The sequence below is a fragment of the Streptomyces sp. NPDC001941 genome, assembly GCF_040296945.1.
Taxonomy (GTDB): domain Bacteria; phylum Actinomycetota; class Actinomycetes; order Streptomycetales; family Streptomycetaceae; genus Streptomyces.
The window spans coordinates 1-25,633 of record NZ_JBEOYE010000116.1 but is presented as its reverse complement, the minus strand read 5'-3'; the positions used below and the strand labels follow the sequence as shown (position 1 = coordinate 25,633).

Genomic DNA, 25,633 nt, shown 5'->3' with positions numbered 1-25,633 from the left:
ATCCCCGACCCGGTCGAACTCGTCCTCCAGGTCGGCCGGCTCGCAGCCCAGCACCCGGCAGGTGTCCACCACCGCGAGCGCCAGGTCGTGCCCGACGTGCGCGTGGACGCGGGTCAGCCCGCGTCGCCGGCGCCCCGGCGACGGCGCCACACCCCGGCGCCGACCAGCGCGAGCCCGGCCACACCGGCGGCGGTCGCCGCGGCGGTGGCCGAGTCCGTGCCCTCGGCGAGGGAGCCGCTGGTGGACCCGCTGCCCGTGTGCATGGCCCCGGACGGCTTGTGGTGCTCCGGCGGGGTGGTGGGGTTCACCACCGTGTCGCCGCAGATCCGCTGGGCCTCGGACGCGGTCGAGTCGGCCTTCTGCTTGAGCTGCGCGACGTTGTCCTGCTGGGACTTGTCCGGGTGTCCGCCGTCGTTGATGATCTTCTGGTAGTCGGCAAGGGCCGCCTTGTACGCCGACTCCGCCTCCATCGCCGCCGCGGTGGCCGGGTCGCACTGGGTGTCGGAGGCCGAGGCCGTCGGCGCGGCGAGCAGCAGGGCGGCGGAGGCGAGAACGGTACCGGTGGCTATCTTCAGCGAACGCATCAGGACTTCCCTCATCGGCGGCGGCCACAGCACCCGTCATGCCGTTGGCTTGAGCCGCTGCCATCCCTTCGAGCACAACCCCGGCCCCCGCCCGGCGCACTTCGGCACGGGCCGCCGCACCGCCCGATCGGCGGCCGTGCGCGGGCGAACGCCGACAGGGCTCCTGGTCACAGCAGTGCCCGCCGCCATCCGGGGGAAAAGGTGCACGGTCCACCGAACGGACCCATGGCGGGGTCGGGTGAAGGCGCCCTGACGGACCGTCGGACGGGGCACTCGTTTCGCGCGCGCCGCCGTCCGGTGATTACCCCTACGGTGACGGGACACCCGTGCGGTGACGGCCTCGTGCCCGTGATGGCCGCGTGCCGTGATGGGCTCGTGCCGTGATGGCCTCGTGCCCGCCCGTCGAAGAACCGGAGACATCATGATCCGCGTCGTCCGAGAGTTCCGCGTCGACCACGACCTGACCCACGTGGTGGCCTACCTCGCCGACTTCGCCCACACCGTGCACTGGGACCCCGGCACGCGGGAGTGCCGCAGGATCGGGGAGGGCCCGGTGGAGGTGGGGGCGCGGTGGCTGAACACCTCGACCTTCCGGGGGCGCACCACCCGGCTCACGTACGTCCTGGAACGCCAGGAGCCCGGCCGGCTCACCTTCACCGGCCGCAACAAGACCGCCACCACCACCGACGACCTGCACTTCGGCGCGGAGGGCGGCGGCACCCGGATCACCTACCAGGCGACGATCAGCTTCCACGGCCTGGCCCGGCTGGCCGAGCCGGTGCTGAAGCGGGAGTTCGAGCGCCTCGGCGACGAGATCACCCAGACGCTGCCCGCCGCGCTCCTGAAGGCCCTGCCGCCGTCGGCGGGGCTTCCGTAGCCGCCGCGGGGGCGGTGACCAGTCGCCGCGGCCCGCTGGTTAGGCTCGTTCCCCGTCGGCAACGTCGTCGACCGGGGACGAAGCCGACCGAAGGCGAAGGAGAACAACCAGTGCGCGACGCCGTCGTCACGTCCGGGGGCGACCGGATCCGCTGGGTCGAACTGCCGGGGCAGGAGCCGACCCGCGTCTACGTCCACGGCCTGGGAGCCACGTCACCGGCCTACTTCGCGAGCACCGCGGTCCATCCGCTGCTCGCCGGACGCCGCTCGCTGCTGGTCGACCTGCTCGGGCACGGCATCAGCGACCGGCCGGTGGACTTCGACTACCGCCTGGAGTCCCACGCCGACGCCCTCGCCACCGCACTGACCGCCGCCGGGGTCGAGGGCGCCGAGCTGGTCGCGCACAGCATGGGCGGCTCGGTGGCCATCGTCCTGGCCGCACGCCACCCCCGGCTGGTCTCCCGCCTGGTCCTGGTCGACGCCAACCTCGACCCGATCGCGCCCGTACCCGGCGCCGGGGGCAGCGGCGGCATCGCCGCCCACTCCGAGGAGGAGTTCCTGGCGGGCGGCTGGCAGGAGGTACGGGACCGGGCCGGGGCCCACTGGTGGTCCACCATGCGCCTGGCCGGCCGGGAGGCCCTGCACCGCAGCGCGGTCCACCTCACCCGCGCCACCACCCCTACGATGCGCGAGCTCCTGCTGGAGCTGGACGTCCCCCGCACCTACCTGCTGCCCGAGGCCGACGGCCCGCTCCCGGGCGCCGACGCGCTCACTGCGGCCGGGGTGGCCGTGGTCCCGGTCCCCGACTGCGGGCACAACATCATGCTGGACAACCCCGAGGGCTTCGCCCGCGCCACCGCCGCCGCGCTCACCGGCCGCGAAAGGCCCTACGCCTCAGGCGTCTCCGGGCCCGCCAGCCAGTAGTCGACCGCCTCCGAGAGCACCGCCCGGAACAGGTCGAAGTTGACCGGCTTGTAGACGTAGCTGTCCGCCCCGGCCGCGTAGCTCGCGTCGACCTCCGCCGGGGCCGTGGACGAGGTGAACACCACGATCCGCACCCGCTCCAGACCGGGCTGCGCGCGGATCGCGCGCAGCGCGTCGTGGCCGTCCATCCCCGGCATGTTCAGGTCGAGGACCACCAGGCCCGGCAGGGCCCCGTCCGCGCACCCGGCCAGCACCTCCAGGGCCTGCTCGGCCCGGGTGGTGAAGAGCAGCCGCAGGTCCGGGTGGCTGCGGGCGAGGGCCCGCCCGATCGCCTCGGTGTCCTCCGCGGAGTCCTCGACGATCAGGGCGAGGTTCCGGTCGATCCGGCGCGTACCGGGGTCGCGGGTGTCCATCAGGTGTTCCCTCGGGAGCGGTTGGTGGCGGTGAGGACGGCCGTGTCGTCGCTGACGCCGGTGCCGAAGTCCGCCGCGGCGGCCAGCAGGTCCGCCGCGCAGCGGGCGGGGTCGTCGGGGCAGCTGGCGGTGACGGCACGGTGCAGCCGGTCCTCGAAGAAGGCGCCGCCCGTCGAGCGCGTCTCCGTCAGGCCGTCCGTGTACAGGTAGAGGGTGTCGCCCGGTTCCAGGCGCGTGGTCAGCGGCTTGTACGCGGCCTGGGGCACGACGCCGAGCAGCATGCCCTTCGCGGAGGCCAGTTCCTCGACCGCGCCGTCGGCGCGGCGGATCAGCGGGGGCGGATGGCCGGCGCAGGCCACCCGCACGTCGAAGGCGTCCCCGTCTGGCGTGAGCACGGCCACGGCGGCCGTCACGAAGCGCGGGCTGCCCGCGTCCTTGAGCGTGCGGTTCAGCCGGCTCAGGGCCAGCTCCGGCGGCATGCCGTCCTCCAGGAGCAGGTGCAGCGTGTGCCGGGCCAGGCCGGTCAGCGCGGCGGCGACGGCACCGCGCCCGCACACGTCCCCGATGACCAGCGCCGTGCTCTTGTCCGCGGTCACGGCGTCGTAGAAGTCGCCGCCGACCTCCAGGGAGGTGTCGGCCACCTTGTACTCCGCGCTGAGCAGCAGCCCCGGCGGCTCCGGCAGCGCCTGGGGCAGCAGGTGCTGCTGGAGCTGGCGCACCTGGCGGCGCTGCGCCTCGTGGATCAGGCTGCTGTCGATCGCGAGGGCCGCCCGCACCGCGAGGTCGGCCAGGAACGCCGGGGACGTCCCGGCCCGACCGTCCCGGTGCAGGAACGTCAGGGTGCCCAGCGAACGGCCCCGGGCCCGCAGCGGATTCACGGTCACCAGACCGGTGCGCGGCCGGTCGGCGAACGGCCCGCCGCCCAGCTCCGCGCCCCGCAGCACCACCGCCTCCTGGCCCTCGGCCACCCGCTCCACCAGGGCGCCGAGCCAGGGGTCGACGGCCGCCTCGCCGCCCAGCCACCGCTGCTCGGCGGCGGCCACGTGCGCGTGGGCGCGCAGCACCAGGTCCCCGTTCTCGTCCCGCAGGTGGATCAGGCAGCCGTCCGCCATCGCCGGGACCGCGAGCCGGGCCACCCGGCCCAGCGTGGCGGCCGCGTCCAGGTTGGAGTCCATCTGCAGCGAGGCCTCGGCGAGGAAGGCGTCCTGCACCTGCCGCCGCTCGTACTCCCGCTGGGCGCGCACCCGCTCGTCACTGGCGACCAGGATGTCGCACACCTGCCGCAGCCGCTCCGCCAGCGCCTGCGAACGGCCGGGTGCCCCGTCCGAGGCCAGCGACAGCAGCGCGTGGTCGCCCGAGGGGAGCGCGAAGGCGCACTCGACGACGTCCCCGGTCCCGGCGCCCGTCAGGTGCTCGCCCCCGGGCCGGTTCCAGCGGGCGAACGCGTCCGCCCGGTACACCCGCACCGATGCCACGGGACCGGGCTCGGCCGGCAGGTCCCACTCCCCGGACGGCACGGGCGAGCGCAGCGTCGTCGGCGCCGGGGACCCGGTCAGCTGGTGGCGTACGTACGAGACACGGCCGCCGCTCCACCGGGTGCCGACCACCGCGCGCACCCCGGGAAGCGCCGCGAGCACCGGGTACAGCCTCGGCACGAGGCCGGTCACGTCGCCGACGTCCGACGCCAGGGTCCACAGCTGGTGCAGTTCGCGCAGCCACTGGACTTCGTCGGCGGCCGAAGGGCCCACCCGGTCCACGTCCACGAGATCCTCCGCCTCCGTCGTGCGCGGCAGCGCACCTCGCGCGGCAGAGCCTCCTCACCCTACGACACGGGCACGCACGCCAGTAGAACACTTCCGCCCGCTTCACCGGGAAGCGGGTACCGCGGGGATGATGGGTCCCAAGGGAAGCGAAGGGCAAGGGTGGAGCACGTGGTGGAAGAGAACTGGCTCTCGGACCGGCAGAGGTCCTCCGAGGCCGCCGTACCCGCGGCGTTCGACCTGGAGGAGTGCGTGCGGGAGCCGATCCACCTGCTCGGCGGCGTGCAGTCGTACGGCACGCTGCTCGCCGTCGACCCGGACACCGGCACCGTCCGGGTGGCCGCCGCCAACACCGCCGACGTCCTGGGCACCGGCCACGAGGACCTGGTCGGCGGCCCGGTCACCCGCGTCCTGTCCGCCGACGCCTGGGACGAGGCGCGCGACGCGGTGCGCGGACCGGACGCCGACCCGCAGGCGCTGCTGCCGGTGACCGTCGCCGGGCGCACCGGGGACTTCGACCTGTCGGCGCACGTCAGCGACGGCCTGGTGGTCCTGGAGTTCGAGCCGCGCCGCACCGAGGAGGCCTTCCGGTTCGCCCCCTTCCACCGGGGCGTGCGGCGGGCGGTCTCCCGGCTGCGCGAGGCCGCCGACGTCGAGGAGTGCTGCCGGGCGGCCGTCGCCGAGGTGCGGCGCCTGACCGGGTACGAGCGCGTCGTCGCGTACCGCTTCGACGGCCCCGAAGGGCCGGGCGAGGTCATCGCCGAGGAGGCGGCCGAGGGCTGGGAGCCCTGGCTCGGCCTGTGGTTCCCGGCGACGGACATCCCGCCGCAGGCCAGGCGGCTGTACCGGGAGAACTGGATCCGGGTCATCGCGGACGTCGACGACCCCACCGCCGGGCTGCACCCGCCGGTCCTCGCCGCGCAGGGCCGGCCGCTGGACCTGTCCTCGGCGGCCCTGCGCACGGTCTCCGGCTTCCACCTGGAGTACCTGCGCAACATCGGGGTGCGCTCCTCGATGTCCGTCTCCGTGGTGCGCGACGGCGAGCTGTGGGGCCTGATCGCCTGCCACGGCAGCGAGCCCCGGCCGCTGGCACCCGAAGTACGGGGCGCCTGCGAGCTGTTCGCCGCCGCGCTCTCCCTCCAGCTGGCCGCCTTCGAGGAGCGGCTGCGCGCCGACGCGCTCGCCGGGGCGGGGGAGCGGTCCGCCGCGCTCGCCGGGCTCCTCGGGCCGGACGTGACCCGCTCCCTGGAGAGCCACCGCGACGTGGTGCGCGCGCTGGTCCCGTCGGACGGCACGATCCTGGTGCGCGGCACGTACACGGACGTCGAGGGCGCGCCCGTGCCGCCCGAGTGCCTGGAGTGGCTGCGCCGCACGGCGGCGGCCACGGAGGCGGGGTCGACCTGGTCGACGGACCGGCTGCGGGAGGTGGTGTCGGGGGCGGGGGAGGACGGTGCCGATGCCGGAAGCGGCTCCGGGGTGCGTGAGCCGGTCCCGTACGCGGACGAGCACGAGCCGATTCCGTATGCGTACGAGGACGACCCCGCGCCCCACGAGCGCGCCTCCGCCCCCGCCCCCGCCTCCGCCCCCGCCGGTGTCCTGCTCCTCCCGCTCGGTGCGGGCGGTGACTTCCTCGCCTGGACCCGGCGCGAGCGCCCCGCCCCCCGCGCCTGGGCCGCCGACCCCGCGCGCCCCGTGAGCGTCGGCCCGCGCGGCGAGCGCCTCACCCCGCGCGGCTCCGGCGCCGTCTTCCGGTCCGTCATCCGGGGGCGCAGCCTCCCCTGGAGCCCGGGCGACGAGGCGACGGCCCGGGCCACCTCCCGCCTGCTCACCGGGCTCGTCCTGCGCCACGCGGCCGAACTCGCCACCGTCAACGACGAGTTGCTGCTCACCAACGCCGACCTGGACTCCTTCGCCCACGCCGCGGCCCACGACCTCAAGGAACCCCTGCGCGGCATCTCCAACACCGTCGGCTTCCTGCGCGAGGACGCCGGGGACCTGCTTGACGCGGCGAGCCTGGCCCGCCTGGAAAGCCTCCAGCGGCTCGCGGGCCGCATGGACGACCTCCTCAACTCGCTGCTCCACTACTCCCGTCTGGGCCGCTCCGGGATCCGCCGCCGCGTCCTCTCGCTCGACACCGCGCTCGACCACGCCCTGGAGGTGGCCGGGCCGCGGCTGGCCGAGGAGGGCGTACGGGTGGTGCGCCCGGGCGCGCTGCCCACCGTGCACGCCGATCCCGACCGCCTGTACGAGATCCTGGTCAACCTGCTGACCAACGCCGCGAAGTACGCCGCCGACCGCCCCGACCGTCAGGTGGAGGTCGGGGCGGGCGGACCGGCGGACGCGCCCGTGATCCACGTGCGGGACAACGGGATCGGCATCCCCGAAGCGCTCCAGTCCGAGGTCTTCGACCTGTTCCGCAGGCTGCACGGCCCGCACGACCACGGCGGCGGCAGCGGCGTGGGCCTGGCGATCGTGAAGCGCGTCGTCGAACGCCACGGCGGCGAGCTGTGGCTCACCAGCAGCCCGGGCGAGGGGACCACGATCTCGTTCACCCTGGGGAGCGCCGGGGCTGATTCGCCCGACGCCTGAGCGCGAGCGGCGGCCCGTGGGCCCGGCCCCTCAGACCGTCACGTACAGGACGTCCATCCGGGGGTCGCTGCGGTGCTGTACGTACAGGCTGACCCGGGTCCCCGCGGGCAGCGCGGCCAGCCGGGCGTCGAGCTCGTTCACGTCGTTCACCCACACGTCGTCGACGCGGGCGATGCGGTCGCCGGCCACGATCCCCGCCTTCGCCGACGGTCCGCCGGGGGCCACCCGGGACACCACGAACCCGGGCACCGCCCCGCCACCGGGCAGCCGGGTGAGGGGCGCCGTCTCGACCCCGAGGCGGGAGACGGTCTGCGCGGACGCCCCTGCCCCGGTGCGAGGTGCCTCCTGGGCGAGGGCCGGGGAGGCGGCGGGGAGCGAAAGGGCCAGGGCAGCGGCACCGGCGGCGCACACCGCTGCGGCGCGTCGCGAGATCGACACGGGGGCTCCTCGGACGGGGGCGGGGATACCGCTCTCATTTAGGCACAGCTCCCGGCCCGCCGCCCGGCGGCGTTCGCGCGGTGCGCCCATTCATCGGGTACGCACCAAACGGGAACATGGCAATGATCTCGGGGTCAATCCGTACATATTGGCTAACATCGACGGCATGACCCCCGAAGATCAAGAACTGGCGCTGCTGGGCCTGATCGACCGTGCCGCGGTCCGCGAACTCGTGGACAGGTACGCGAAGGTGTTCGACGATCGCTCCTTCACCGCGCTGCTGCCGACGCTGTTCGTACCGGACGGCGAGATCCGACTGCCGCCGGGCGGCCATCGCGGTCTCGCGGGCATGGACGACTTCCACAGGGACGTGATGAGGCCCTTCGGGCCCACGCAGCACCTCTTCACCAACACACTCGTCGACATCGAGGGCGACCAAGCCACGTTCCAGGCCAACACCCACGTCACGCACACCGTCCTGAAGGACGACGGCACGGCGGATGACGACGACCTGTTCCTCGCGGGCGGCGTGCTGGCGGGCGTCACCGTCCGGACCACGGCTGGATGGCGGTTCCAGAAGGTCACGCTTGACGTCATCTGGCGGCAGGGCGACTTCGGCCCACCCGCGCCGTAGGGCGATCGCCCCACCGCTGACCACCGGCTCGTGAGCGGGCTCAGTCCCTCAGGTCGCCGGTCGATCGCATCGCCGACTGGACCGCCTCGTTCGTCTGGTCCATGGCCGGGCGCCGCGCCGGGCTGCCCACGGCCCGGAACAGCAGCACCGCCGCCGCGACGATCATCGCGAAGCCCAGGGCGTACGGGGTGGCGTGGCCGGTGCTCGCGTAGAGCCAGCCCGCGAGGAGCGGCGCGGTCATCTGGATCGCGGAGCCGATCGAGGAGACGCCGCCGGCCAGCCAGCCCTGCTCGTCCGCGCCGACCGCGTTCGACATCAGGCCGTCGAGCGCCGCCGTCATCGCCCCCTGGCCCGAAGCGAACAACAGCGCCGCGACGGCGAGGAGTTGGGGCGCGCCGAACCAGAGGGCGACCACGGCGAGACCACCGCAGCCGACCGCCTGGGCGACGATCCCCGACACCACGACGCCGCGTTCGCCGATGCGCGGCAGCAGCAGGGCGAGCAGCCCGCCCTGGACGACGATGTCGAGGACGCCCGCGGCCGAGAGCAGCAGTCCGACCTGGGAGGGGCCCCAGCCGACGCTGTCGTGGCCGAGGACGGAGAGGTTGTTGGCGTAGAAGTAGAAGGGGATGCTCACGAGGGTGAACCCGACGAGCAGCACCCGCAGTTCGGTCCGGGCGAAGGCGTCCTTGAGGACCTTGAACGGGTGCAGTTCCTCCAGCTTCAGCTTTGCCGTGCGGTTGCCCGGCGCGAGGCTCTCGGGCAGCGCGAAGACCGACACGACGCCGACGAGGACGGCGACGAGCGCGGTCGCGTACACCGGGGCGTCGAGGCTCACCTTCGACAGCGCGCCGCCGATGGCGGGGCCGATCATCATGCCGACGCCGGTCAGCGCCCCGAGCAGCCCGTAGCGCTTGGTGCGGTCCTTGGCCGGGGTGATGTCGGCGACGTACGCGAAGATCGCGGGCATGTCGCCGGCCGCGAGGCCCTGCAGGGCCCGGGCGGCGACCAGTACCCACAGGGCGCCGCCCACGCCGAACAGCGCGTAGGAGGCGGCGGCGCCGAAGGCGCTGAGGATCAGTACGGGGCGCCGCCCGACCCGGTCCGACAGGCCGCCGAGCAGTGGGGCGACGAGGAAGGCGCAGAGGGCGTTCACCGACTCCAGGACGCCGACCCACAGGGCGAGCGAGCCCTCGGGGACGTACTCCAGGGTCACGAACGGCAGGACCGGGAAGACCACGGTCATTCCGATGGAGTTCAGCAGCGTCAGGCAGACGATGACCCACCAGGCGCGTCGTGGCGCGGTGGTCGGTATGGCCTCGGGCGTGGTGGTGGCCGTGCTCTCGGACGGGCTCATGAGGGGCTCCCGGTGGGCGGGGACGGTGGTGGAGGGGAGGTGGAACCGCCGGGTCGCAGATCGCCGAGCAGTAACCAGAATGGGGCTGTTAACAGAACAGGACTGTAAACAGAACCGTTCCGACTTTGCAACTGGTATGGTGAGTGCATGGGTGCACAGACGCAGGCCGGTGGCCGTCGCGAGCGGAAGAAGGCGCAGACGCGGAAGACCATCGCGGACACGGCGCTGCGGCTCTTCCTTGAGCGGGGCTACGACAACGTGGGCGTGCGCGACGTGGCGCAGGAGGCGGACGTCGCCACCGCCACGCTGTTCGCCCACTTCCCGTCCAAGGAGGCCCTGGTCTTCGACCAGGACGGCGAGCAGGAGGAGATGCTGCTCGCGGTCGTGCGGGAGCGGCCCGAGGGCGTCTCCGTGCCGCAGGCGCTGCGCGGCTGGTTCCACGAGATGCTCGGGGAGGCCCGCCGGGAGCCGGACCTGGAGCGCTTCCACGCGCTCGTCGAGGGCACCCCGGCGCTGCGGGAGTACTCGGCCCGGATGTGGCTGCGGCACGAGCAGGCGCTGGCGCGGGCCATCGCGGACGACGCGGGGCTCGACGCCCCGGACACCGCCTGCCGCTTGGTCGCGCGCACGGCCCTGGAGACGATCCCGTCGATCAGGGACCTCGACGACGCGGCCGGGGTCGTCGACGACACGTTCGCCTTCATCGAGGCGGGCTGGGCGGCGGCCAGGGCGCGCCGGGGGTGAAGTCGCCCCGGGCGTAAGTGGCTTGACGCTTGGTCAGATCCCGGGCGCGAACTCCGCCAGGACCGTCGTCCCGTACCGCGCCCCGACGGCCAGGGCGTCGGCCATGACATCGGCGTCCTCGAGGTGTTCCTCGCGCACGACGACGTCGTGCCCGGCGGGTGTCGCGAGGGACTTGCTGAACGCGATCACCGCCCAGGCGTCGCCCGGGCCCGCCTCCGTCACCTCCCACACGCTGCTGAGCGCGGCCAGGAGCCCCTTGCCGCGCCAGCGGTACACCGTGCCGGGCCGGTCGGTGAGCCGGGTGTCGGTGCCCAGGATCGCGCGCTCGCGCCCACCCGACCGGTAGCCCACGCGATCGCTCATGCGCGGCGCCCCCGCCCGGCCGCCGGGCAGCGGGGCATAGGTGAACCGCGCGCCCGTACGCCTGCCGCCGAGCCACATGGGGAACGACGAGGACACGATCCACCAGGTCCCGGCCAGCCGCGCGGGCGCCATGTCGGGGCGGCCTTGTGGGGTAAGGGAGTTGGGGTCCAGGGGGTCGGCGGGGTCGGTGGGGTCCATGGGTCCCACCGTACGTGCCTGCCGCTCGGGCCGGGCCGTGCGGTGACCGGCAAGCACGTGACTGGCAAGCCCGGAGAGGCCTGCCAGTCACGTACGCGTACGCCTGCACGCCACGCCCCACGAGGGCGTGCCGCACATCCCCCGGCTCGCATGGTCCAGTGTGGACGATCGCAGCGCGAAAACGGAATGGTTTCTAGAAAGAATTCTGGAAAGCTGGCCCTAAGCTGTCCGGAACAAGGCCATGGAGGCTCGGGAGGCCCGCCCACCTCCCCGGAACAGACCGAGGACGCCCGCTCGATGACCCCGAAGCAACAGCGCGGAGAAGCCACCGTCACCCACGTCCTGGACGCCGCGCTGCGCATCTACGCCGCCGAGGGCGAGTCCGGCCTCACCGTCAGTGCCATCACCCGGGCCAGCGACGTCAGCGCCGGGAGCGTCTACCACCACTTCGGCAGCCTCCAGGGCGTCCTGAACGCCCTTGCCATACGCGCCACCGCCGGGCTCTGGAACCACATCGTGCAGGCCCTGGCCGGGGCGACCGGCGCCCGCGCGGGCATCGAGGCGGCGGTCCGCGCCTACCTGGAGTACGTGGGGACGCACCCGGACGAGGCGCGGATCCTGCACTCGGCCGTCGCCGACCGCGAGGTGATGACGCGCCCCCAGGTGGTACGGGATTTCCAGGAGGCCCGGATGCCGCCGGTCGCCCAGTGGCTGCGCGACCGCATCGAGGCCGGCGAACTCGTCGACCTGCCCTCGCCGTTGCTGGAGTCGCTGATCCTGGGCCCGGTCGTCGGCGTCGCCCGCCGCTGGCTTTCCATCGGCGACGTCGACCTCGAACGGGCCGCCGACGCGCTCCCGGACCGCATCTGGCGCTCGGTCAGCGCCTGACGGGCCCTCGGGGTCGGCCCGGGCGATCCTGACCCTGGCTCGCCCGGTTTCCGACAAGACCGACCAGATCCGGCATTTCCGGCGGGTGGATTGATCTTCCTCGTCAAACATCGGCGCAGGCGTAGATCGTTACGCCCAGGATGGCGCCATGACCATCGCCATCGACATCACCGGCCTGCCCGTGGAGCAGATCGACTTCGCGATCTCCCCGCTGGCCGAGCTGGGGATGGCCCTGCACGTCCTGGCCGGGGCGAACCACCACCCCGGGCTGGACGGATGGACCACGGCCACCACGGCAGGTCTGGAGGCAGAGCTCGCGGGGAGACTGGGCGAAGCCGACTTCCTGTGGCGGCGGGCGTACGCGGACGTCTTCCAGCCGTTCGCGGGAATCAACAAGGGCCCGGCCAGGCCCGGTGCGACCCTCGCGCAGGAACTGGACCTGCTGGACCGCCTCGACGACGAGCGCTTCGCGAGTGCCGCCCTGGAGTTCGCCGCGCTGCCGCACCTGCCGCAGGGCGAGGAGGCCTCCCCGCTGGCGGACGCCACGCTCCGGCGGCGTTCCCTGGAGCTCGCGGCGGCGCACGGCCCCCGCCAACTCGCCTTCACCCACCGCCTGCTGACCGAACCCGGGCAGGTCAGGATCTGGCTGCGCCGCCTCTTCGAGGACTGCGGCGAAGCGTTCTTCGACGTCACGTGGGAGCGCGTGCGCGCCCCGCTGGCCGCTGACGCCCGGCACAAGCAGGACCTGCTGCACCGCCACGGCGCCGCGGAAGCCCTGCGCGCGGCGTCCAAGGCCCTGTCCGTGGACGAGGACGGCACCCGGATACGGATCGACAAGCTCGTCGAGGACCGCACCACCGCCGTCGACCCCGACGTCGGCGCGGGACTGACCCTCATGCCCACCACGTTCGGCTGGCCCCACCTCATGGTGCTCACCGCACCGGGCTGGCGTCCGGTCGTCCACTACCCGCTCAGCACACCGCAGTTGACGCCCCCGGCTCCCGTGCGCCTGGTGCAGGAGCGGCTGCAGGCCCTGGCCCATCCGGTGCGGATGGTCCTGTGCCGCCACCTGGCCCGTACCGCGCACTCCACCGCGGAACTGGCCTCCCTCCTCGGCCTGACCGCCCCGGAGACCTCACGCCACCTCAGCACCCTGAAGAAGGCGGAACTCCTCACCACGCGCCGCCGCGGCCGCTACGTACTGCACCAACTCGACACGGCCGCGGTCGCACGACTGGGCGGCGAGTACCTCGAAGGGATCCTGCGTTGACCGGCACCCTCCCGGCCGCACGGCCGGTTCGCGCCGGGAAGGCCACCGACACCGCCACCGCCCACCTCCCGACGCGGCCGCGGAGCACGCCGCCGAGGCGCCGGACGAGCGGACGCACGTGAGCACCACGGGCGCGAGCCCCGACGGTGCGACTTCAACGGGCCGGCTGCGCCCGTCCACTTCCACAGGAGCGAAATGAACAGACCGATATGGACCGTGGTGGCGACCGCGGTGATGGCCCTGGCCATAGGGGCGGCGCCGGCGGCCGCCGGCACGCCTCCGCCCGACGCCCCGTCAGCTCCCGCGACCAGCGGTCCGGTCGACCCGTCGCTCTACGGCGTCGCGGCCAAGAAGGGGACGGTGCGCGTCAACGTCGTGACGGAAGAGCGCGCGGACCTCTCCGGCGCGTCCTCCGCCGGCACGACGATGCAGAAGTTCCAGAAGCTGCCGCTGGTCACGCTGCAGGTCACCAAGGGCGGCCTCGACGCGCTGGCCGCCAGGCCCGGCGTGCTGAGCGTGACGGAGGACACCCTCTCCGACCCCACGCTGGACACCAGCGTGCCCTTCGTCGGCGGCGACCGGGCCATCAAGGCGGGCAGGACGGGCAAGGGCAGCGCGATCGCCGTCATCGACACCGGTGTGGCGGTGAAACACCCGTTCCTCCAGGGGCGCGTGGTCTCCGAGGCCTGCTTCTCGCCGGTCGACCCCGCCTACTCCGCCACCAGCCTGTGCCCGCGGGGGACGGCGGCCGAGGAGGGGCCGGGCACGGCCGACTCCGAGGCCGGCCCGTGCGCCACCATCACCGAGTGCGAGCACGGAACGCACGTGGCGGGCATCGCGGCCGGCGACGGAACCGGCATCGCCACGGCTCCCGTCTCGGGCGTCGCCCCGGACGCCGACGTGATCGCGATCCAGGTGTTCAGCAAACTGGATTCCCCCGACTACTGCGGTGAGGGCAACACGCCCTGCGTGAAGAGCTTCACCAGCGCCCAGGTCGCGGCACTGGAGAAAGTCCTGCAACTGCGGCAGGCCGGAACCCCGGTGATCGCCGCGAACCTCAGCCTCGGGGGCGGGCAGTACAGCTCGGCCTGCGGATCCGACGTGCGCAAGCCCATGATCGACGCCTTGCTCGAGGCCGGGGTCGCCACCGTCGTCGCAGCGGGCAACAACGGCTTCGTCAACAGGGTCAACAGCCCCGCCTGCGTCCCCAGCGCCGTCACCGTCGGTTCCTCGACCTACGGCGACACGGTCTCCGACTTCTCCAACCGCGGTGCCCTGCTCGACCTGTTCGCACCGGGCAACGAGATCGTCTCCTCGGTGCGCAAGGGAGCGTACGCGGCCAAGAGCGGCACCTCGATGGCCGCGCCCCACGTGGCCGGCGCCCTCGCCGTCCTGCGGCAGGCCTATCCGACCAAGCCCGTCACCGAACTCGAGCAGTTGCTCAAGTCGACCGGCCGCCCCGTCGTCGACGGGAGCGTGACCACCCCGCGCCTGGACATCGGCAAGGCGCTGGGCGGGGCCGAGCCGACACCGCCGCCCACGCCGGATCCCAAGCCGAGGTCGTCGCACATCGGCAATTCCACGGTCTACGCCATCCCCGACCCCGGGATCGTGCAGTCGCCGGTGACCCTCACCGACGTGGCGGGCAAGGCGTCCAAGTCGCTGCAGGTGCGCGTCAACCTGAAGCACGACTGGCACCCCGAGGTGAAGATCGACCTGATCGCCCCGGACGGCAAGTCCTACCCCCTCAAGGCGACGGGAGGAAGCCAGACGGGCGGTGCGCTGAGTGCGACGTACACCGTCGACGCCAGTGCCTCACCCGCCGCCGGCACGTGGAAACTGCAGGTGGAGGACCGTTCCAAGGGCGGTGTCGGCACGCTCAGGGACTGGTCGCTGATCCCGAATCCGTTCGTGAAGAAGGGAACCGTCGCGATCCCCGACGCCGGCACGCTCGACTCGGACATCACGGTGGCCGGCTGGCCCGGCAAGGCGTCCGGGGCGCTGCAGGTGCAGCTGGACGCCGTCCACGAGTGGTCCGGGGACCTGAAGGTCGACCTGATCGCTCCGGACGGGACGCCCTACCGCGTCAAGTCCACTTCGGAAACGGACTCGCAGGTCAGCGGCACCTACACGATCGACGCCCGTACCTCTCCCGCGAACGGGACCTGGACGCTGCGGGTCCAGGACACCTCGGCCGGCGCCGTCGGCTCCCTCAACGGGTGGTCGCTGACCTTCCCGTCGTACGAGAGCCAGCCCGAGGTCGCCCTGCCCGACTTCAACTTCGTGCGCTCGCCGATCACGGTCGGCGGGATCGCGGGCAACGCGTCCAGGGAGCTCAAGGTGTACGTCGACATCACGCACGGGTGGCTCGGCGACCTGAACCTCGACCTCGTCGATCCGAACGGGAAGCTGCTCCCGCTCAAGAAGGATTCCATGTCGGAGTCCGGCGGCACCCTTCAGCGGATCTATACGGTGGATGCCGGTACGGCACCGGCGTCCGGGACCTGGAATCTCAGGGTGGATGACACGTCCGAGGGATCAACCGGCACTCTGAATGGCTGGACCCTTATCTTCTGACTCGATTTCGCGTGCGGTAAAAGGGAAAAGGCGACTCGATTTGCGAATGCGGAAGAGTCGTCTTTTCCATTCCGCGAAAGACAACGTTGTCTATTTGGGCAATTCGAAGAAGCTCAGATCTAGCTCAAGAAATTAAGTTTTATTAGCTCCGGGTCCCATTCCGTGCCAGAATTCTTTTCAGGACGCAGTTCCAGTGGGGAACGCGTCATCGCAGGGGGGAACCCTCATGTCCATTCGCACTGCAGTCGCGGCCGGCGCGGTCAGCATCCTGATCATCGGAGGCGCGGCCTCGCCGGCGCTCGCGGACACTCCGATCGACGCGCCGGTGATCGCGGAGGGCTCGACGATCACGCCCGGCGAGATCGGCGACGCCCCGTCCGGAGGGGGCGAGGTCCTCAACGGCGTCGAGTCCCTCGACGAACTGAACGAGGACCTCGCCCTGCCCGGCGAGGCGGACGGTCCCGAGCTCCCCGACGAGCCCCTCACCGGCGTCGAGGACCTCTCCTCGCCCACCGGGCAGTACTGCGGCAGTCCCTACAACTTCGTGCGCATCACCAGGAACCTGGCGAACACCATGTCCGTCAAGTACAGCACCTTCGTCCAGAACAACCGCAAGACCGCCATGGACTGGAAGTTCACCACGAAGAGGTCCGGTACGTCCGAGATCGGCGGCTCCGTCAGCCTGAGCGGTGAGGCCAAGGTCCTGTGGCTGGGGAAGATCAAGACCGAAGTCACCGCCGCGGCCAAGAAGTCCTGGACCTCCGATCTGGGAGTCGAAGCCAACGGCTCGGTCAGGGCGGGCAGGACCGTGTACGGCGAATACGGCATCAAGCTGGAGAAGGTGTACGGCTACATGGCCCGCGTCAACAGCAACTGCACCATCAGCAACAAGCAGTACCTGAACGTCTGGGCCCCCTACCGTGAGGGCTGGGTCATCAACGGCTGACCAGACTCGTGCACGACAGCGCCCCGGACGACCCAAGGGAGTCCGGGGCGCGTACTTTGAGGAGAACTCCCATGCGCAGAGTTGCATTCGCCGTCCCCGTACTGCTGGCCTCGTCCCTGTTCCTTTCGGCATGCGCGTCCGGAAGTGCGGAGGCCGGAATAGAGGCCGACGCCAAGCCGACCGCCACGACTTCTTCCGGAAGCAAGTCCCTCGATCTTAAGCTGCCGAAGAAGGCCGATTACCTGGTCCCGGAAACCACCGGATCGGGCACCAAGAGAATCGCCCCCTTCCTTTCCAAGAAGGACGTCTACACCGTCCACGTGCGCTGCGGCGGGAAGGGTGTTCTTTCCCTTCGGGACGGGTCGAAGGACCCCGTTCGCGTCACGTGCGGCGGCTCAGTCGCCATCGGTCACATCTTCATCGAAAAGGGGGCCGAGCAGAAATTGACGGTTTCCCCCGACAGCGAGAAGACCGCCTGGGCGATCGCCATTCTGGAAGGCAAGCAGAAACTCACGCCGTAAGTCGCGCGACACGGCTCAGGAAAGCGCCTGCGCGAGGAGTCAGGACAGCGCCTGTGCGAGCAGCGTCGCCGTCTTCGCGACCAGGGGGTTGTCGGGCGAGGCGTCGGGCTCGTACCGCGTGGTGAGCACCGCCATCAGAAGGGGTGCGCGGCCCGGCGGCCAGACGACGCCCACGTCGTGGTTGGTCCCGTACTTGCCGCCGCCGGTCTTGTCCGCGACCCGCCACCCCGAGGGGAGTCCGGCCCGGAGCTTCTCGCCGCCGGTGGTGTTGGCCAGCATCCAGTCGGTGAGCCGCCGGCGGTCCTTCGCCACGAGCGCGTCGCCGAGCACCAGGCGGGCGTACGTCCGCCCGATGGCGTCCGAGCTCGTGGTGTCCGTCTCGCGCCAGGGCTCTGCGGAGTTGAGCCCTGGCTCCCACCGGTCGAGCCGGGTGGTCCGGTCCCCGAGTGAGCGGGCGAAGCGGGTGATGGCCGTCGGCCCGCCCAGCTCGCGCAGCAGCAGGTTGCCTGCGGCGTTGTCGCTGTACGCGATCGTGGCGGCGCAGAGCTCGGCGACGGTCATCCCGGCCGCGAGGTTCTCCGGCTTCCCGGTGACCGGCGCGTAGCCGGAGTCGGTGACGTCCTTCTCGGCGTACCGGATGCGCCGGGCCAGGAACCGTCCGTCGCGGTCGAGGTCGCGCAGCACCGCGGCGGCGGCCAGGGTCTTGAAGACGGAGCAGAGCGGGAAGCGTTCGCGCGCGCGGTGGGCCACGGTGCGTCCGGTGGCGGTGTCGTACGCGTACACGCCCAGGCGCGCGGAGTGCTGCCGCTCCAGCTCCCGCAGCCGGCGCGTGACCTCGTCGGTGGCGCGGGCGGGGGCGGCGAGCGCGGTCCCGGGCAGGGCGGTGAGCAGGGCGGCGCCGCCTCCGAGGGCGAGGATGCCGCGCCGGGAACACGTGGTTGCCAAGGGGGTTGTTATGGGGCTCAAGGTGACCTGTCTCCTCAAAGGGTGAACCTTTAGGATCAAGGACACTGATTCGGGCGATTTGGTTCACTATGCGGAGCAACGGATTCCGGGCGGGGTCGGCGCCCGCCCGGAACCCTCGCCTCACGCGCGCACCGCGAACTCCCTGGTCGTCCCGCCGATCGCGCGGACCTTCCCCACAAGCGGGCGCGCGTCGCCCGTGTAGCGGACGCGGTAGCTGCCCGCCTCCGCGTCGGCCGGGACGTCCCAGGTGATCGTCACCTTCGAGGCGGCGACGCCCTCGCGGGCCCAGCGGAACGTCGTCGACCAGTCGGCGTCGTCCGCCACCTGGACCCAGGCGCCGTCGGCCGTCCGGCGCTCCACCGCCAGGTAACTGCCGCCCCGGTGCAGGTCGTTTGACGGGTGCGCGCCCACGAACACGGCCGTGACCCGCTGCCCGCGCCCGTAGCCCTCGCGCGGCTGGGTGAGTACGTCGCCGAAGGCGCGGCCGATCGGCGGCGCGTCCATCACCACCCCCGGCTGGAGCGCCAGCGCGCGGTCGGAGATGTCGGGCGAGACGGGGCCGAGCGGCAGGGACGTGCCGTCGCGCAGCGAGGTCGCCAGGCGGGCCGCCGTCTGCTGGAGCGCGGGCAGCTGCCACCGGCCGAAGAGGGTGCTGCCGCCCTCGTACTGCTGGCTGTCGTACTCCTCGGGCGTCGTCAGGTAGTGGAAGTACGAGTTCGCGTACCCGGCCACCAGGACGTCGCGCAGGTCCGCCCCCACGATGTCGGCGACCGTGCGGCGCAGCCGCAGGCCCGCGCCGATCGTCACCTCGCCGGGGATGCCGATCAGGTACAGGCCGCCCAGGCGCACCAGCTGGACCGGGACGCGCTCCTGCACCCACGGCATCAGCGCGTTCATCGCGCCGACCGGCACGAACACGTCCTTGGGCGCCTGCGCGGCCTTGAGCTCGGGCGACACGGTGTAGATGACCGAGTTGGAGATGGCGTCCCAGAACGGGTTCTCGCCCTCGGTGAAGCCGGGGAAGGCCGGGCCGTCCTCCAGGCTGCCCGCGGCCATCGACGCGCCGATGCACGGCTTCGACGTGCGGTGCGTGGCACCGTCGCCGGTGAACTCGGGGCCCACGGTGACGTCCGACAGGTCGACGTAGACCAGGCGCGCGTCCACCGGGCCCGTCAACGACCGCCCCCGGTCGTCGAGTTGCCGGGCCGCCGCCTCGTACTGCCGCAGCCCGCTGGCGTGGGCGCCCGCGAAGTCCGCCGGGGTCGTCGGCGGCTTCAGGTCCAGGTTGGGGGACATGTCACCGGCGTTGGTCTGCGCGAACGCCGCGACGAACGGCAGGCTCCCGGGCGTACGGTAGTCACCGGCGGCGACCTCGCGCTCCCAGTGGTAGGCCGCGTAGCCCTTGTTGTCGGCGGTGATCAGGCGGTTGTCGCCGGACATGCTCGTGCCGTGCGTGGCGAACCAGTTGATCGCGCCGACCGCCCGGCCGTCGCGCTCCACGCGCAGCAGCGTGGTCTGCGGGTCGACGGCGTCCGGGAACCGCGCCTTCACGTCGGCCTTGTTGCGCTCGAAGGCGGGGCGCGAGCGATTGGCGCTGGCGTCAGTCAACTCGGCGTGGGTGAGGACGAGTTCGGAGGGGGCCAGGTCCGCGTGGGCGCGGTCGACCGCCTCGACGATCCCGTCGACGACCGCCTCGAACGTCTTGCGGTGGAAGCCGAAGGTGGTGAGGTTGTAGAGCAGGTGGTGCGAACAGCCGCCGGGCGCGCCGTGCGTGTGGGTGGCGGTGAGCATCACGTTGCGCATCGTGTAGAGGTCGCCGTGGCGCTGCTTCAGGCGGCGCAGCACCTCCTGGTGCTGGCTCTCGAAGATCATGGCCGTGTCGGTCACCACCAGGGCCACCCGCTCACCGGTCGCGGTGTCCACGACGATGAACGCGCGGGCCCGCAGCCGCGTGTGCAACCCCTCCGCCTGCTGGTCGAAGCGGCCGTACCCCATCATGCCGACCTCGGCGACCTCGCCCGTGGCGTCGCCCAGGCCCCGTCCCACGAGGTAGCGGCCGGTGTCCGCCGCGCCCGCCGGAGCGGGGGCGGGTGCGGGGGCGGCGGCGGGTACGGCGGACGCGGGCGCCGCACCCGCGACCCCCAGCGCCCCGAGGCCGGCGGCGGCCGCCGCTCCCGCGCGCAGGACGTCTCGTCGGGTGTTTCCGTGCTCAGGCATGCGGGCTCCGAAGGGTGGGGGAGGGGCACACGTGCGGTCTGACTCGGTGACGCCGCCCGATGTTACGCCTGGTAACTACTGGTGGGTACCCCGATCTTCGAACGAGTTCGCCCGGAGTTCGGCCGGGGCACACCCGCAGGTCGCCCGCCCGGACCACACCTCACCGTCCGCCCCCGCCCGCCCCCGGGGATCACGTCCCGTCGGCCGCGCGCACGATGTCGTACGCCGTCACCGCCGCCGCCAGCAGGCGCGCCGCGTCCGGGTGCGTGGGGTCCTGACCGGTCAGCACCTCGACACGGTGTAGGCGGTACGTGAGCGTGTTGCGGTGCACCGTCAGACGGGCCGCCGCCTCCGCCCGGTGACAGCCCGCCGCCAGGAACGTCCGCAGCGTGTCGAGCAGGTGCGGATGCCCGCGCAGCCCGTCCAGCGTGCGGACCAGCGCGTCGCGCGCCGGGCTCGGCCGGGCCAGCTGGTACTCGATCGCCAGGTCCGCCAACCGGTAGAGCCCGGCGGGCCGTTCGAGCGCCCGGCACAGCGCCAGGACCTCCCCGGCCTCCTCGTACGCCTCCGGCACCGCCGCGTGCCCGACGGCGGGCGACACCGCCGCCGTGCAGGCGAGGCCCGTCACCGCGTCGAGCCGGTCGAGGGCGTGCCGGGCCGTCGGGGCGGGCGGACGGGCGGGCAGTGCGCGGTCCCGCCCGTCCTCCCGCCCCGACGGGCGCGGCAGGAACAACACCCCGCCCCCGTCCCGTACCGTCGCGGGCACGCCCAGGCGGTCCAGCTCCAGCCGCAGCGCCCGGTACACCCGGGTCGGGGGGTGCCCGGAGGCGGGCTCCGGCAGCCGGAACACCAGCACCTCGTAGGCGTCGGCCAGCACCAGGTCGTGCCCCTGCGTGGAGCGGCGCGGCGCCCGCCCCGACAGCAGCGCCGCCGCCACGGCCTCCCGGTCCGCCCGGCGCTCCACGTCCAGGGCCGACCGCTCCCGCAGGTACCCCTCGGCGACCCGCGGCATCACCGCGCCGAGCAGCACCAGCAGGTCCTCCACCAGGACCCGGCCGTCCAGCCCCGCGTCCGCTGTCATCGCCCGCCACGCCTCGCGCGCCGCCAGCGGGTACACCCGCAGGACGTCCGCCAGCGGCACCCCGTCCCGGGCGCGCTCGGCGCCCCAGGCGACCGGACCCGCCAGCTCCTCGTCCGTCGCGGGACGGTCCTCCGCGACCAGCGTGACGAACAGTTCGAGCACCCTGCGCACGTTGGCGCCCAGTTCGTCGCTGCGGATCCCGGCGGGCAGGCTCCGGTAGGCCGGGATCTCCTCGGCGCACCGCGCGGCCATCGCCGCCGCCACCTCCCCGGCGCGCGCCCGCAGCACCGCGCACACCGCCGCGCGTTCCTCCCGCTCCACCGCGCCGACCGCGGCCCCGGCATCCATCCGGGCATTGTCACCGTGCACAAACGCGAGCGGAAGCTTTCTGCGCATCCGGCCAAGGGACACCGCCCGCACCACGGAGCACCCTGTACGCACCAGTGAACCGCCGGCCTGCCGGAAAGGGACCTCCCATGGCGCGCACGTCCCGCTCGACCCGCACCCGACGGTGGCTCTCGGCCACCGGACTGGCCCTGGCCCTCGCCGTCGGCCTCGTGCCCTCCGCCCAAGCCGCCTCCCCCTCCGCCTCCCGGGGCGCCGGCGGGATCAACGACTTCGGCTGCCGCCCCAGCGCGGCGCACCCGGAACCCGTCGTGCTGCTGCACGGCACGTTCGCGACCTGGTACGAGGACCTCAACTTCCTCCAGGCCGACCTCGCGGCCCGCGGCTACTGCACCTTCGCGGACACCTACGGCGAGTACCCCGAGTTCCCGCTGGTGGGCGGGCTGCGGCCGGTCGCCGAGTCGAACGTCGAGATCAAGGAGTACGTGGAGCGGGTCCGCGCGGCCACCGGAGCCGCGCGGGTCAGCGTCGTCGGCCACTCCGAGGGCGGGCTCCAGGCGCTCTACCTGGCCAAGATGCAGGGCATCCAGAAGTCCATCGGGCGGGTCGTCGCCATCGCCCCGCCCACCCACGGCACCGACGCCGCGGGCCTGGTCACGCTCGGCGACAAGCTGCTCGGCCGGGGCGCCCTGGACGCGATCGCCGCGAAGCTGGGCTTCCCCGTCCTGTCCGACGAGTTCCCTGGCGGCCCCGCGATCGTCGCCCTCAACAACGGGCCGGTCGCGCAGCCCGGCATCGCGTACACGGTCATCACCTCGCGCTACGACGAGCTCGTCACCCCGACGGAGACCGCCTTCGTCCGCGAGCCGGGCGTGCACAACGTGTACGTCCAGGACTCCTGCCCCCTCGACCCGGTCGGCCACATCGGCGAGGCCTACGACCTCAACGTCTGGCACCTGGTCCGCAACGCCCTGGACCCGGCGACGGCCCGGCCGATCAGGGTGTGCGCGGTGGGCTCGCCCGGCTGAGGGGCCGATCGGAGCACACCGGCGGGCGGGGGCGCGGGAGCTCCCCTAGCGTCACCGTATGGCTGAAGGAACCGCGGCGGTGATCGGCGGCAGCGGTGGCCGCGAGAGCCCCGACCTGCCCAACGGCAACGCGCCCCACGCCTCGCGGGCGCCCCGGCCCGGGGACCGCCTGCTGCGGCTCGCCTGCCGGGCGCTGCCGCCGCTGTGGTCCCTGCTCGGACTGCGCACGGCGGCGGCCGCGCTGCGGCACTACCTGCGCGCGGACGGGGCCCCGTTCCGCCTCGACGCCCGCGCGCTGCTGGCGCTCGCACCCGTACGGGACCGAGTCGCCGAGCAGCTCGCGGGCTGGCGTGCGGAGGCGTCCGCCCTCCCGCACGGCAGCTACCCGGCGGACAGCCGCTGGAGGGGCGTGACGGTCTCCCGCCAGGACGACCCGGACCTGTGGCTGGCGCTGCGCGGCTTCCAGTACCGCCTGACGGGCACGGTCGAGGTCGCGGGGGACGGCACACCGCACCGGGCGCGGTACCGCTTCCAGGCGCACAAGAGCTGGAACTTCGACCGCGGCGAATCGGAGTACGGCATCCCCTTCACCCCCTTCGCCCGCCTCCACGAGACGGGCCTGGCGCGGGAGTTCGACGCGGTGGGGGAGTCGGACGGGCTGGTGGAGGTCCTCTAGCCGGCCTCCTGTCAGGACTCCGTCGGGCGGCTGCTCCGGTTGCTGCGGGTGCGGTGGACGACGACGAGCGTGGTGCCCAGGACGAGGAGTACGCCCGCGCCGGTGAGGGTCCACGTCACGGCGGCGTCGCTGCCGGAGTGGGCGAGCCGGCCGGTGGGGGCGGGGCCTTCCGGGTCGTCCTCCGATGCGGCCACGAGTCCTGCTTCGGTCGGGCGGGGGTCAGCGGGGCGCGCGGTGGGGGGAGTGGTTTCCGGAGCGGGCGCCGCACTGGGCGACGGGGACGGGCCGGGGGAAGGGGGCTGCGTGGGGAGGGTCGGATCGGGTGTGGGGTCGGGGTGCGGTTCGGGGTCCGGATCCGGCACGCGGGGCCGTACGATTTCGGACTCCACCCAGTTGCCGACCGGGTCGGGCGCGTGCTGGCTGTCGGGGGCGGGGCCGAGGATGAAGAACGTCAACGGGGTGTCGGCCGTGAACCTGATGCGTACCCGGAAGGTGGTTTCCCCCGGCGGCAGTACGACCCGGTCAAGGGGCAGCGCCGCGTCCACGTTCCCGTCGCGGTTCGGCTGTTCAAGAGGGGCGTCGACCCACGTGCCGTCCAGCCGCAGCTGGACCCGCATGTGCTCCAGCGTCAGGCGCGGGGCCGGGTGGACGGTGTCCACCGCGAGGTTCACGTTGTAGTCGCGCAGGTCGTGGTCGGTGAGGTTGCCGAGGACGAGGGCGAACTCTCCCCAGTCGCCGCCCGCTTCGAAGGTGTCCGGGACCTCCCGGACGTCGGAGGTCATCTGCCGGCGCGGATCGGCAGCCGGCCGCGACCCGGCGCTGGCCGTGCCGGCGCGGGTGAGGGGGTCGGGCAGCGGGCCGGGGGCGGGTACGTGCAGGGACGGTGCCGTCGGGCGGGCCTCTGCGGCCGGTGCCGGCGCCGCTGCCAGCACGGTCGGGGTGACGGCGGCAACGGCCGCCAGAACTGCCATGCGCTTGTGGTTCACGTAGGTGCCGATTCTTGAGAGGTGCTTCAGGGGTGACCAGGACTTCGACCCTTGTTGAAGCACGCACCTCTCTGTAGACCCCTCCGACTTATCGACCCATAGAAGACATTTATGGGCGGTAGGCGTGCAGGGAAGCGGCTTCGAAGCCTTCCTGCGACGAAGCGCGCTCGGTCCCTAGTGCAGGCACAGGCAGAACGGATGCCCGGCCGGGTCCGCGTACACGCGCCAGTTGGCGCCGGGGCGGACCTCGTCCGTGCGCTCCAGCAGCGTCGCGCCAAGCGCCAGGGCCCTCTTCTCCTCCGCGTCGAGGTCGTCCACGTCGAAGTCCAGGTGCACCTGCTGCGGGCGCTCCTGGCCGGGCCAGACCGGCGGGCGGTAGCCGTCGGCGCGCTGGCACGCGATCGGCGTCCCCTCGAACCCGTGCACCTCCAGCCACTGCGGTTCGTCCGGGTCCTCGACCACCCGGCCGCCCAGCAGGTCCGCGTAGAACCGTGCGAGGCGTACGGGATCGTCGCAGTCCAGCGCCACGGCCTGCAGCTTTCGAATCACTTGCGACACCCTCGTTCCCCTGCGGCTTCCGTGCCCGCATCCGCGGCACGCGTACGGGAGGTGCCGTACCCACTGCCGACGCCCGCATTCCCACCGGCGCACGCACCCTCGCCCCACGGCACCACCACGACCTGCACGTCGTCCTCGTAGACGACCCGACCGGGTGCGGCCGACTCCACGCGCTCGCACGCCACGCCGTGCGCGGCCAGCAGGTCGAGGTAGCCGGGCACCCGGTCGAGCAGGTGCACCGCCGTGGACTTGAACCAGGCCGTGGCGCCCGGGTTCAGCGCGTGGTCGTAGACCGTGGGGTCGGTGCGGGAGGGGTCGGGGTAGCTCGCGTCGTACCAGTCGTTGGCGGCCCGCCAGAACCGGTACTCCTCCGGGCTCAGCCGCCCCTCCCGCGCCAGGCCGTTGGCCAGTGCGAAGACGCCGGGGAAGTGCCCGCGCGGGGCCCGCTCGGTGCTCTGGAACCGTACGAACAGCTCTTCGTGCGGCTCGCCGCCCGACTCATCCGCCGTGCCCGCCATGCTCGCCATGCCGCCTCCGTCGTCGTCGCGGCGTCGAAGGATGCCAAAGCACCGCCGCGACGGACAAGCGGCGGGGCGCCCGCCGACCCGTGGTCGGCGGGCGCCCCGCGGGGCCCGGTCGCGTCAGTTGTTGGTGATCCAGGTGCCCTTGGTGGGGTTCCAGTGGATGGTGGCCT

At 72.9% G+C, this 25,633-nt stretch carries 24 protein-coding genes and 1 pseudogene; 12 read left to right on the top strand and 13 right to left on the bottom strand.

Translation table 11 applies throughout. The features are described 5' to 3' along the window. Both ABT160_RS41315 and ABT160_RS41310 read right to left on the bottom strand, forming a co-directional pair. Positions 1–102 (bottom strand): annotated as a pseudogene (locus ABT160_RS41315) (DUF5995 family protein); the annotation flags it as partial. An 11-nt stretch (positions 103–113) separates the two neighbouring features. Continuing rightward, positions 114–584, bottom strand: a complete 471-nt coding sequence (locus ABT160_RS41310; protein WP_351654056.1) for a hypothetical protein — start codon at positions 582–584, stop codon at positions 114–116. A 421-nt stretch (positions 585–1,005) separates the two neighbouring features. Between ABT160_RS41310 and ABT160_RS41305 the strand changes: the two genes are divergently transcribed. Together ABT160_RS41305 and ABT160_RS41300 are read left to right on the top strand one after the other, a co-directional pair. Further along, on the top strand, positions 1,006–1,461 hold the full coding sequence (locus tag ABT160_RS41305) for an SRPBCC family protein (RefSeq protein ID WP_351654054.1): 456 nt from the start codon (positions 1,006–1,008) through the stop codon (positions 1,459–1,461). 110 nt (positions 1,462–1,571) lie between these two features. Continuing rightward, a complete protein-coding gene (locus ABT160_RS41300; RefSeq protein ID WP_351654052.1) occupies positions 1,572–2,384 on the top strand; it encodes an alpha/beta fold hydrolase in 813 nt (270 codons plus the stop codon). Here the strand turns inward: ABT160_RS41300 and ABT160_RS41295 are convergent. Next, positions 2,348–2,797: a response regulator gene (locus tag ABT160_RS41295; RefSeq protein ID WP_351654050.1), complete on the bottom strand. Its 450-nt coding sequence runs from the start codon at positions 2,795–2,797 to the stop codon at positions 2,348–2,350. The genes ABT160_RS41300 and ABT160_RS41295 overlap by 37 nt on opposite strands. After that, complete coding sequence (locus ABT160_RS41290) at positions 2,797–4,560, bottom strand: PP2C family protein-serine/threonine phosphatase (RefSeq protein ID WP_351654048.1); 1,764 nt, start codon at positions 4,558–4,560, stop codon at positions 2,797–2,799. The genes ABT160_RS41295 and ABT160_RS41290 overlap by 1 nt, the downstream gene beginning before the upstream one ends. Positions 4,561–4,731: 171 nt before the next feature. Between ABT160_RS41290 and ABT160_RS41285 the strand changes: the two genes are divergently transcribed. Beyond that, a complete protein-coding gene (locus ABT160_RS41285) occupies positions 4,732–7,146 on the top strand; it encodes an ATP-binding protein (protein ID WP_351654060.1) in 2,415 nt (804 codons plus the stop codon). 30 nt (positions 7,147–7,176) lie between these two features. On the opposite strand, the gene ABT160_RS41280 is transcribed toward ABT160_RS41285, so the two are convergent. Beyond that, on the bottom strand, positions 7,177–7,584 hold the full coding sequence (locus tag ABT160_RS41280) for a PDZ domain-containing protein (protein ID WP_351654046.1): 408 nt from the start codon (positions 7,582–7,584) through the stop codon (positions 7,177–7,179). Between the two features lie 166 nt (positions 7,585–7,750). On the opposite strand from ABT160_RS41280, the gene ABT160_RS41275 reads away from it, so the two are divergent. After that, positions 7,751–8,218 carry a nuclear transport factor 2 family protein gene (locus ABT160_RS41275; RefSeq protein WP_351654044.1) on the top strand — a complete coding sequence of 156 codons (468 nt, stop codon included), beginning with the start codon at positions 7,751–7,753 and terminating at the stop codon, positions 8,216–8,218. Positions 8,219–8,258: 40 nt separating this feature from the next. Here ABT160_RS41275 and ABT160_RS41270 read toward each other — a convergent pair whose 3' ends face one another. Further along, a complete protein-coding gene (locus tag ABT160_RS41270) occupies positions 8,259–9,575 on the bottom strand; it encodes an MFS transporter (protein ID WP_351654043.1) in 1,317 nt (438 codons plus the stop codon). A gap of 147 nt (positions 9,576–9,722) precedes the next feature. Between ABT160_RS41270 and ABT160_RS41265 the strand changes: the two genes are divergently transcribed. Next, the gene (locus tag ABT160_RS41265; protein ID WP_351654041.1) at positions 9,723–10,319 is read left to right on the top strand and encodes a TetR/AcrR family transcriptional regulator; all 597 of its coding nucleotides are present in this window, start codon (positions 9,723–9,725) and stop codon (positions 10,317–10,319) included. Between the two features lie 33 nt (positions 10,320–10,352). On the opposite strand, the gene ABT160_RS41260 is transcribed toward ABT160_RS41265, so the two are convergent. Next, complete coding sequence (locus ABT160_RS41260) at positions 10,353–10,880, bottom strand: hypothetical protein (RefSeq protein ID WP_351654039.1); 528 nt, start codon at positions 10,878–10,880, stop codon at positions 10,353–10,355. A 297-nt stretch (positions 10,881–11,177) separates the two neighbouring features. On the opposite strand from ABT160_RS41260, the gene ABT160_RS41255 reads away from it, so the two are divergent. The 5 genes from ABT160_RS41255 (at position 11,178) to ABT160_RS41235 (ending at position 17,082) form a co-directional block, all read left to right on the top strand. Continuing rightward, positions 11,178–11,768, top strand: a complete 591-nt coding sequence (locus tag ABT160_RS41255) for a TetR/AcrR family transcriptional regulator (RefSeq protein WP_351654037.1) — start codon at positions 11,178–11,180, stop codon at positions 11,766–11,768. Positions 11,769–11,922: 154 nt separating this feature from the next. Beyond that, on the top strand, positions 11,923–13,038 hold the full coding sequence (locus tag ABT160_RS41250; RefSeq protein WP_351654058.1) for a DUF5937 family protein: 1,116 nt from the start codon (positions 11,923–11,925) through the stop codon (positions 13,036–13,038). A 195-nt stretch (positions 13,039–13,233) separates the two neighbouring features. Further along, a complete protein-coding gene (locus ABT160_RS41245) occupies positions 13,234–15,615 on the top strand; it encodes a proprotein convertase P-domain-containing protein (protein WP_351654036.1) in 2,382 nt (793 codons plus the stop codon). A 226-nt stretch (positions 15,616–15,841) separates the two neighbouring features. Next, positions 15,842–16,561 carry a hypothetical protein gene (locus ABT160_RS41240; RefSeq protein WP_351654034.1) on the top strand — a complete coding sequence of 240 codons (720 nt, stop codon included), beginning with the start codon at positions 15,842–15,844 and terminating at the stop codon, positions 16,559–16,561. 71 nt (positions 16,562–16,632) lie between these two features. Then, the gene (locus ABT160_RS41235) at positions 16,633–17,082 is read left to right on the top strand and encodes a hypothetical protein (protein WP_351654032.1); all 450 of its coding nucleotides are present in this window, start codon (positions 16,633–16,635) and stop codon (positions 17,080–17,082) included. Between the two features lie 39 nt (positions 17,083–17,121). On the opposite strand, the gene bla is transcribed toward ABT160_RS41235, so the two are convergent. The 3 genes from bla to ABT160_RS41220 form a co-directional block, all read right to left on the bottom strand. Next, positions 17,122–18,027, bottom strand: a complete 906-nt coding sequence (gene bla / locus ABT160_RS41230) for a class A beta-lactamase (RefSeq protein ID WP_351654030.1) — start codon at positions 18,025–18,027, stop codon at positions 17,122–17,124. Between the two features lie 141 nt (positions 18,028–18,168). Beyond that, on the bottom strand, positions 18,169–20,265 hold the full coding sequence (locus ABT160_RS41225) for a neutral/alkaline ceramidase (RefSeq protein WP_351654028.1): 2,097 nt from the start codon (positions 20,263–20,265) through the stop codon (positions 18,169–18,171). Between the two features lie 190 nt (positions 20,266–20,455). Then, positions 20,456–21,694, bottom strand: coding sequence for a PucR family transcriptional regulator (locus ABT160_RS41220; RefSeq protein ID WP_351654027.1), 1,239 nt, complete (start codon positions 21,692–21,694; stop codon positions 20,456–20,458). 128 nt (positions 21,695–21,822) lie between these two features. On the opposite strand from ABT160_RS41220, the gene ABT160_RS41215 reads away from it, so the two are divergent. Then, positions 21,823–22,719 carry an esterase/lipase family protein gene (locus tag ABT160_RS41215; RefSeq protein ID WP_351654025.1) on the top strand — a complete coding sequence of 299 codons (897 nt, stop codon included), beginning with the start codon at positions 21,823–21,825 and terminating at the stop codon, positions 22,717–22,719. 58 nt (positions 22,720–22,777) lie between these two features. Beyond that, on the top strand, positions 22,778–23,395 hold the full coding sequence (locus ABT160_RS41210; protein WP_351654023.1) for a hypothetical protein: 618 nt from the start codon (positions 22,778–22,780) through the stop codon (positions 23,393–23,395). 11 nt (positions 23,396–23,406) lie between these two features. On the opposite strand, the gene ABT160_RS41205 is transcribed toward ABT160_RS41210, so the two are convergent. The 3 genes from ABT160_RS41205 to ABT160_RS41195 form a co-directional block, all read right to left on the bottom strand. Further along, positions 23,407–24,366, bottom strand: a complete 960-nt coding sequence (locus ABT160_RS41205) for a hypothetical protein (protein WP_351654021.1) — start codon at positions 24,364–24,366, stop codon at positions 23,407–23,409. 189 nt (positions 24,367–24,555) lie between these two features. After that, positions 24,556–24,930 (bottom strand): VOC family protein, encoded by a 375-nt coding sequence (locus ABT160_RS41200; RefSeq protein ID WP_351654019.1) that lies wholly within the window; start codon positions 24,928–24,930, stop codon positions 24,556–24,558. Further along, the gene (locus ABT160_RS41195; protein WP_351654057.1) at positions 24,927–25,457 is read right to left on the bottom strand and encodes a hypothetical protein; all 531 of its coding nucleotides are present in this window, start codon (positions 25,455–25,457) and stop codon (positions 24,927–24,929) included. The genes ABT160_RS41200 and ABT160_RS41195 overlap by 4 nt, the downstream gene beginning before the upstream one ends. Positions 25,458–25,633: the final 176 nt, after the last annotated feature.

Coding starts and splice junctions, on each gene's coding strand:
- ABT160_RS41205 (WP_351654021.1), bottom strand. CDS start 24,366: ATGGCAGTTCTGGCGGCCGTTGCCGCCGTCACCCCGACCGTGCTGGCA.
- ABT160_RS41210 (WP_351654023.1), top strand. CDS start 22,778: ATGGCTGAAGGAACCGCGGCGGTGATCGGCGGCAGCGGTGGCCGCGAG.
- ABT160_RS41295 (WP_351654050.1), bottom strand. CDS start 2,797: ATGGACACCCGCGACCCCGGTACGCGCCGGATCGACCGGAACCTCGCC.
- ABT160_RS41275 (WP_351654044.1), top strand. CDS start 7,751: ATGACCCCCGAAGATCAAGAACTGGCGCTGCTGGGCCTGATCGACCGT.
- ABT160_RS41305 (WP_351654054.1), top strand. CDS start 1,006: ATGATCCGCGTCGTCCGAGAGTTCCGCGTCGACCACGACCTGACCCAC.
- ABT160_RS41255 (WP_351654037.1), top strand. CDS start 11,178: ATGACCCCGAAGCAACAGCGCGGAGAAGCCACCGTCACCCACGTCCTG.
- ABT160_RS41195 (WP_351654057.1), bottom strand. CDS start 25,457: ATGGCGGGCACGGCGGATGAGTCGGGCGGCGAGCCGCACGAAGAGCTG.
- ABT160_RS41310 (WP_351654056.1), bottom strand. CDS start 584: ATGCGTTCGCTGAAGATAGCCACCGGTACCGTTCTCGCCTCCGCCGCC.
- ABT160_RS41225 (WP_351654028.1), bottom strand. CDS start 20,265: ATGCCTGAGCACGGAAACACCCGACGAGACGTCCTGCGCGCGGGAGCG.
- ABT160_RS41215 (WP_351654025.1), top strand. CDS start 21,823: ATGGCGCGCACGTCCCGCTCGACCCGCACCCGACGGTGGCTCTCGGCC.
- ABT160_RS41220 (WP_351654027.1), bottom strand. CDS start 21,694: ATGGATGCCGGGGCCGCGGTCGGCGCGGTGGAGCGGGAGGAACGCGCG.
- ABT160_RS41270 (WP_351654043.1), bottom strand. CDS start 9,575: ATGAGCCCGTCCGAGAGCACGGCCACCACCACGCCCGAGGCCATACCG.
- ABT160_RS41265 (WP_351654041.1), top strand. CDS start 9,723: ATGGGTGCACAGACGCAGGCCGGTGGCCGTCGCGAGCGGAAGAAGGCG.
- ABT160_RS41260 (WP_351654039.1), bottom strand. CDS start 10,880: ATGGACCCCACCGACCCCGCCGACCCCCTGGACCCCAACTCCCTTACC.
- ABT160_RS41235 (WP_351654032.1), top strand. CDS start 16,633: ATGCGCAGAGTTGCATTCGCCGTCCCCGTACTGCTGGCCTCGTCCCTG.
- ABT160_RS41240 (WP_351654034.1), top strand. CDS start 15,842: ATGTCCATTCGCACTGCAGTCGCGGCCGGCGCGGTCAGCATCCTGATC.
- ABT160_RS41245 (WP_351654036.1), top strand. CDS start 13,234: ATGAACAGACCGATATGGACCGTGGTGGCGACCGCGGTGATGGCCCTG.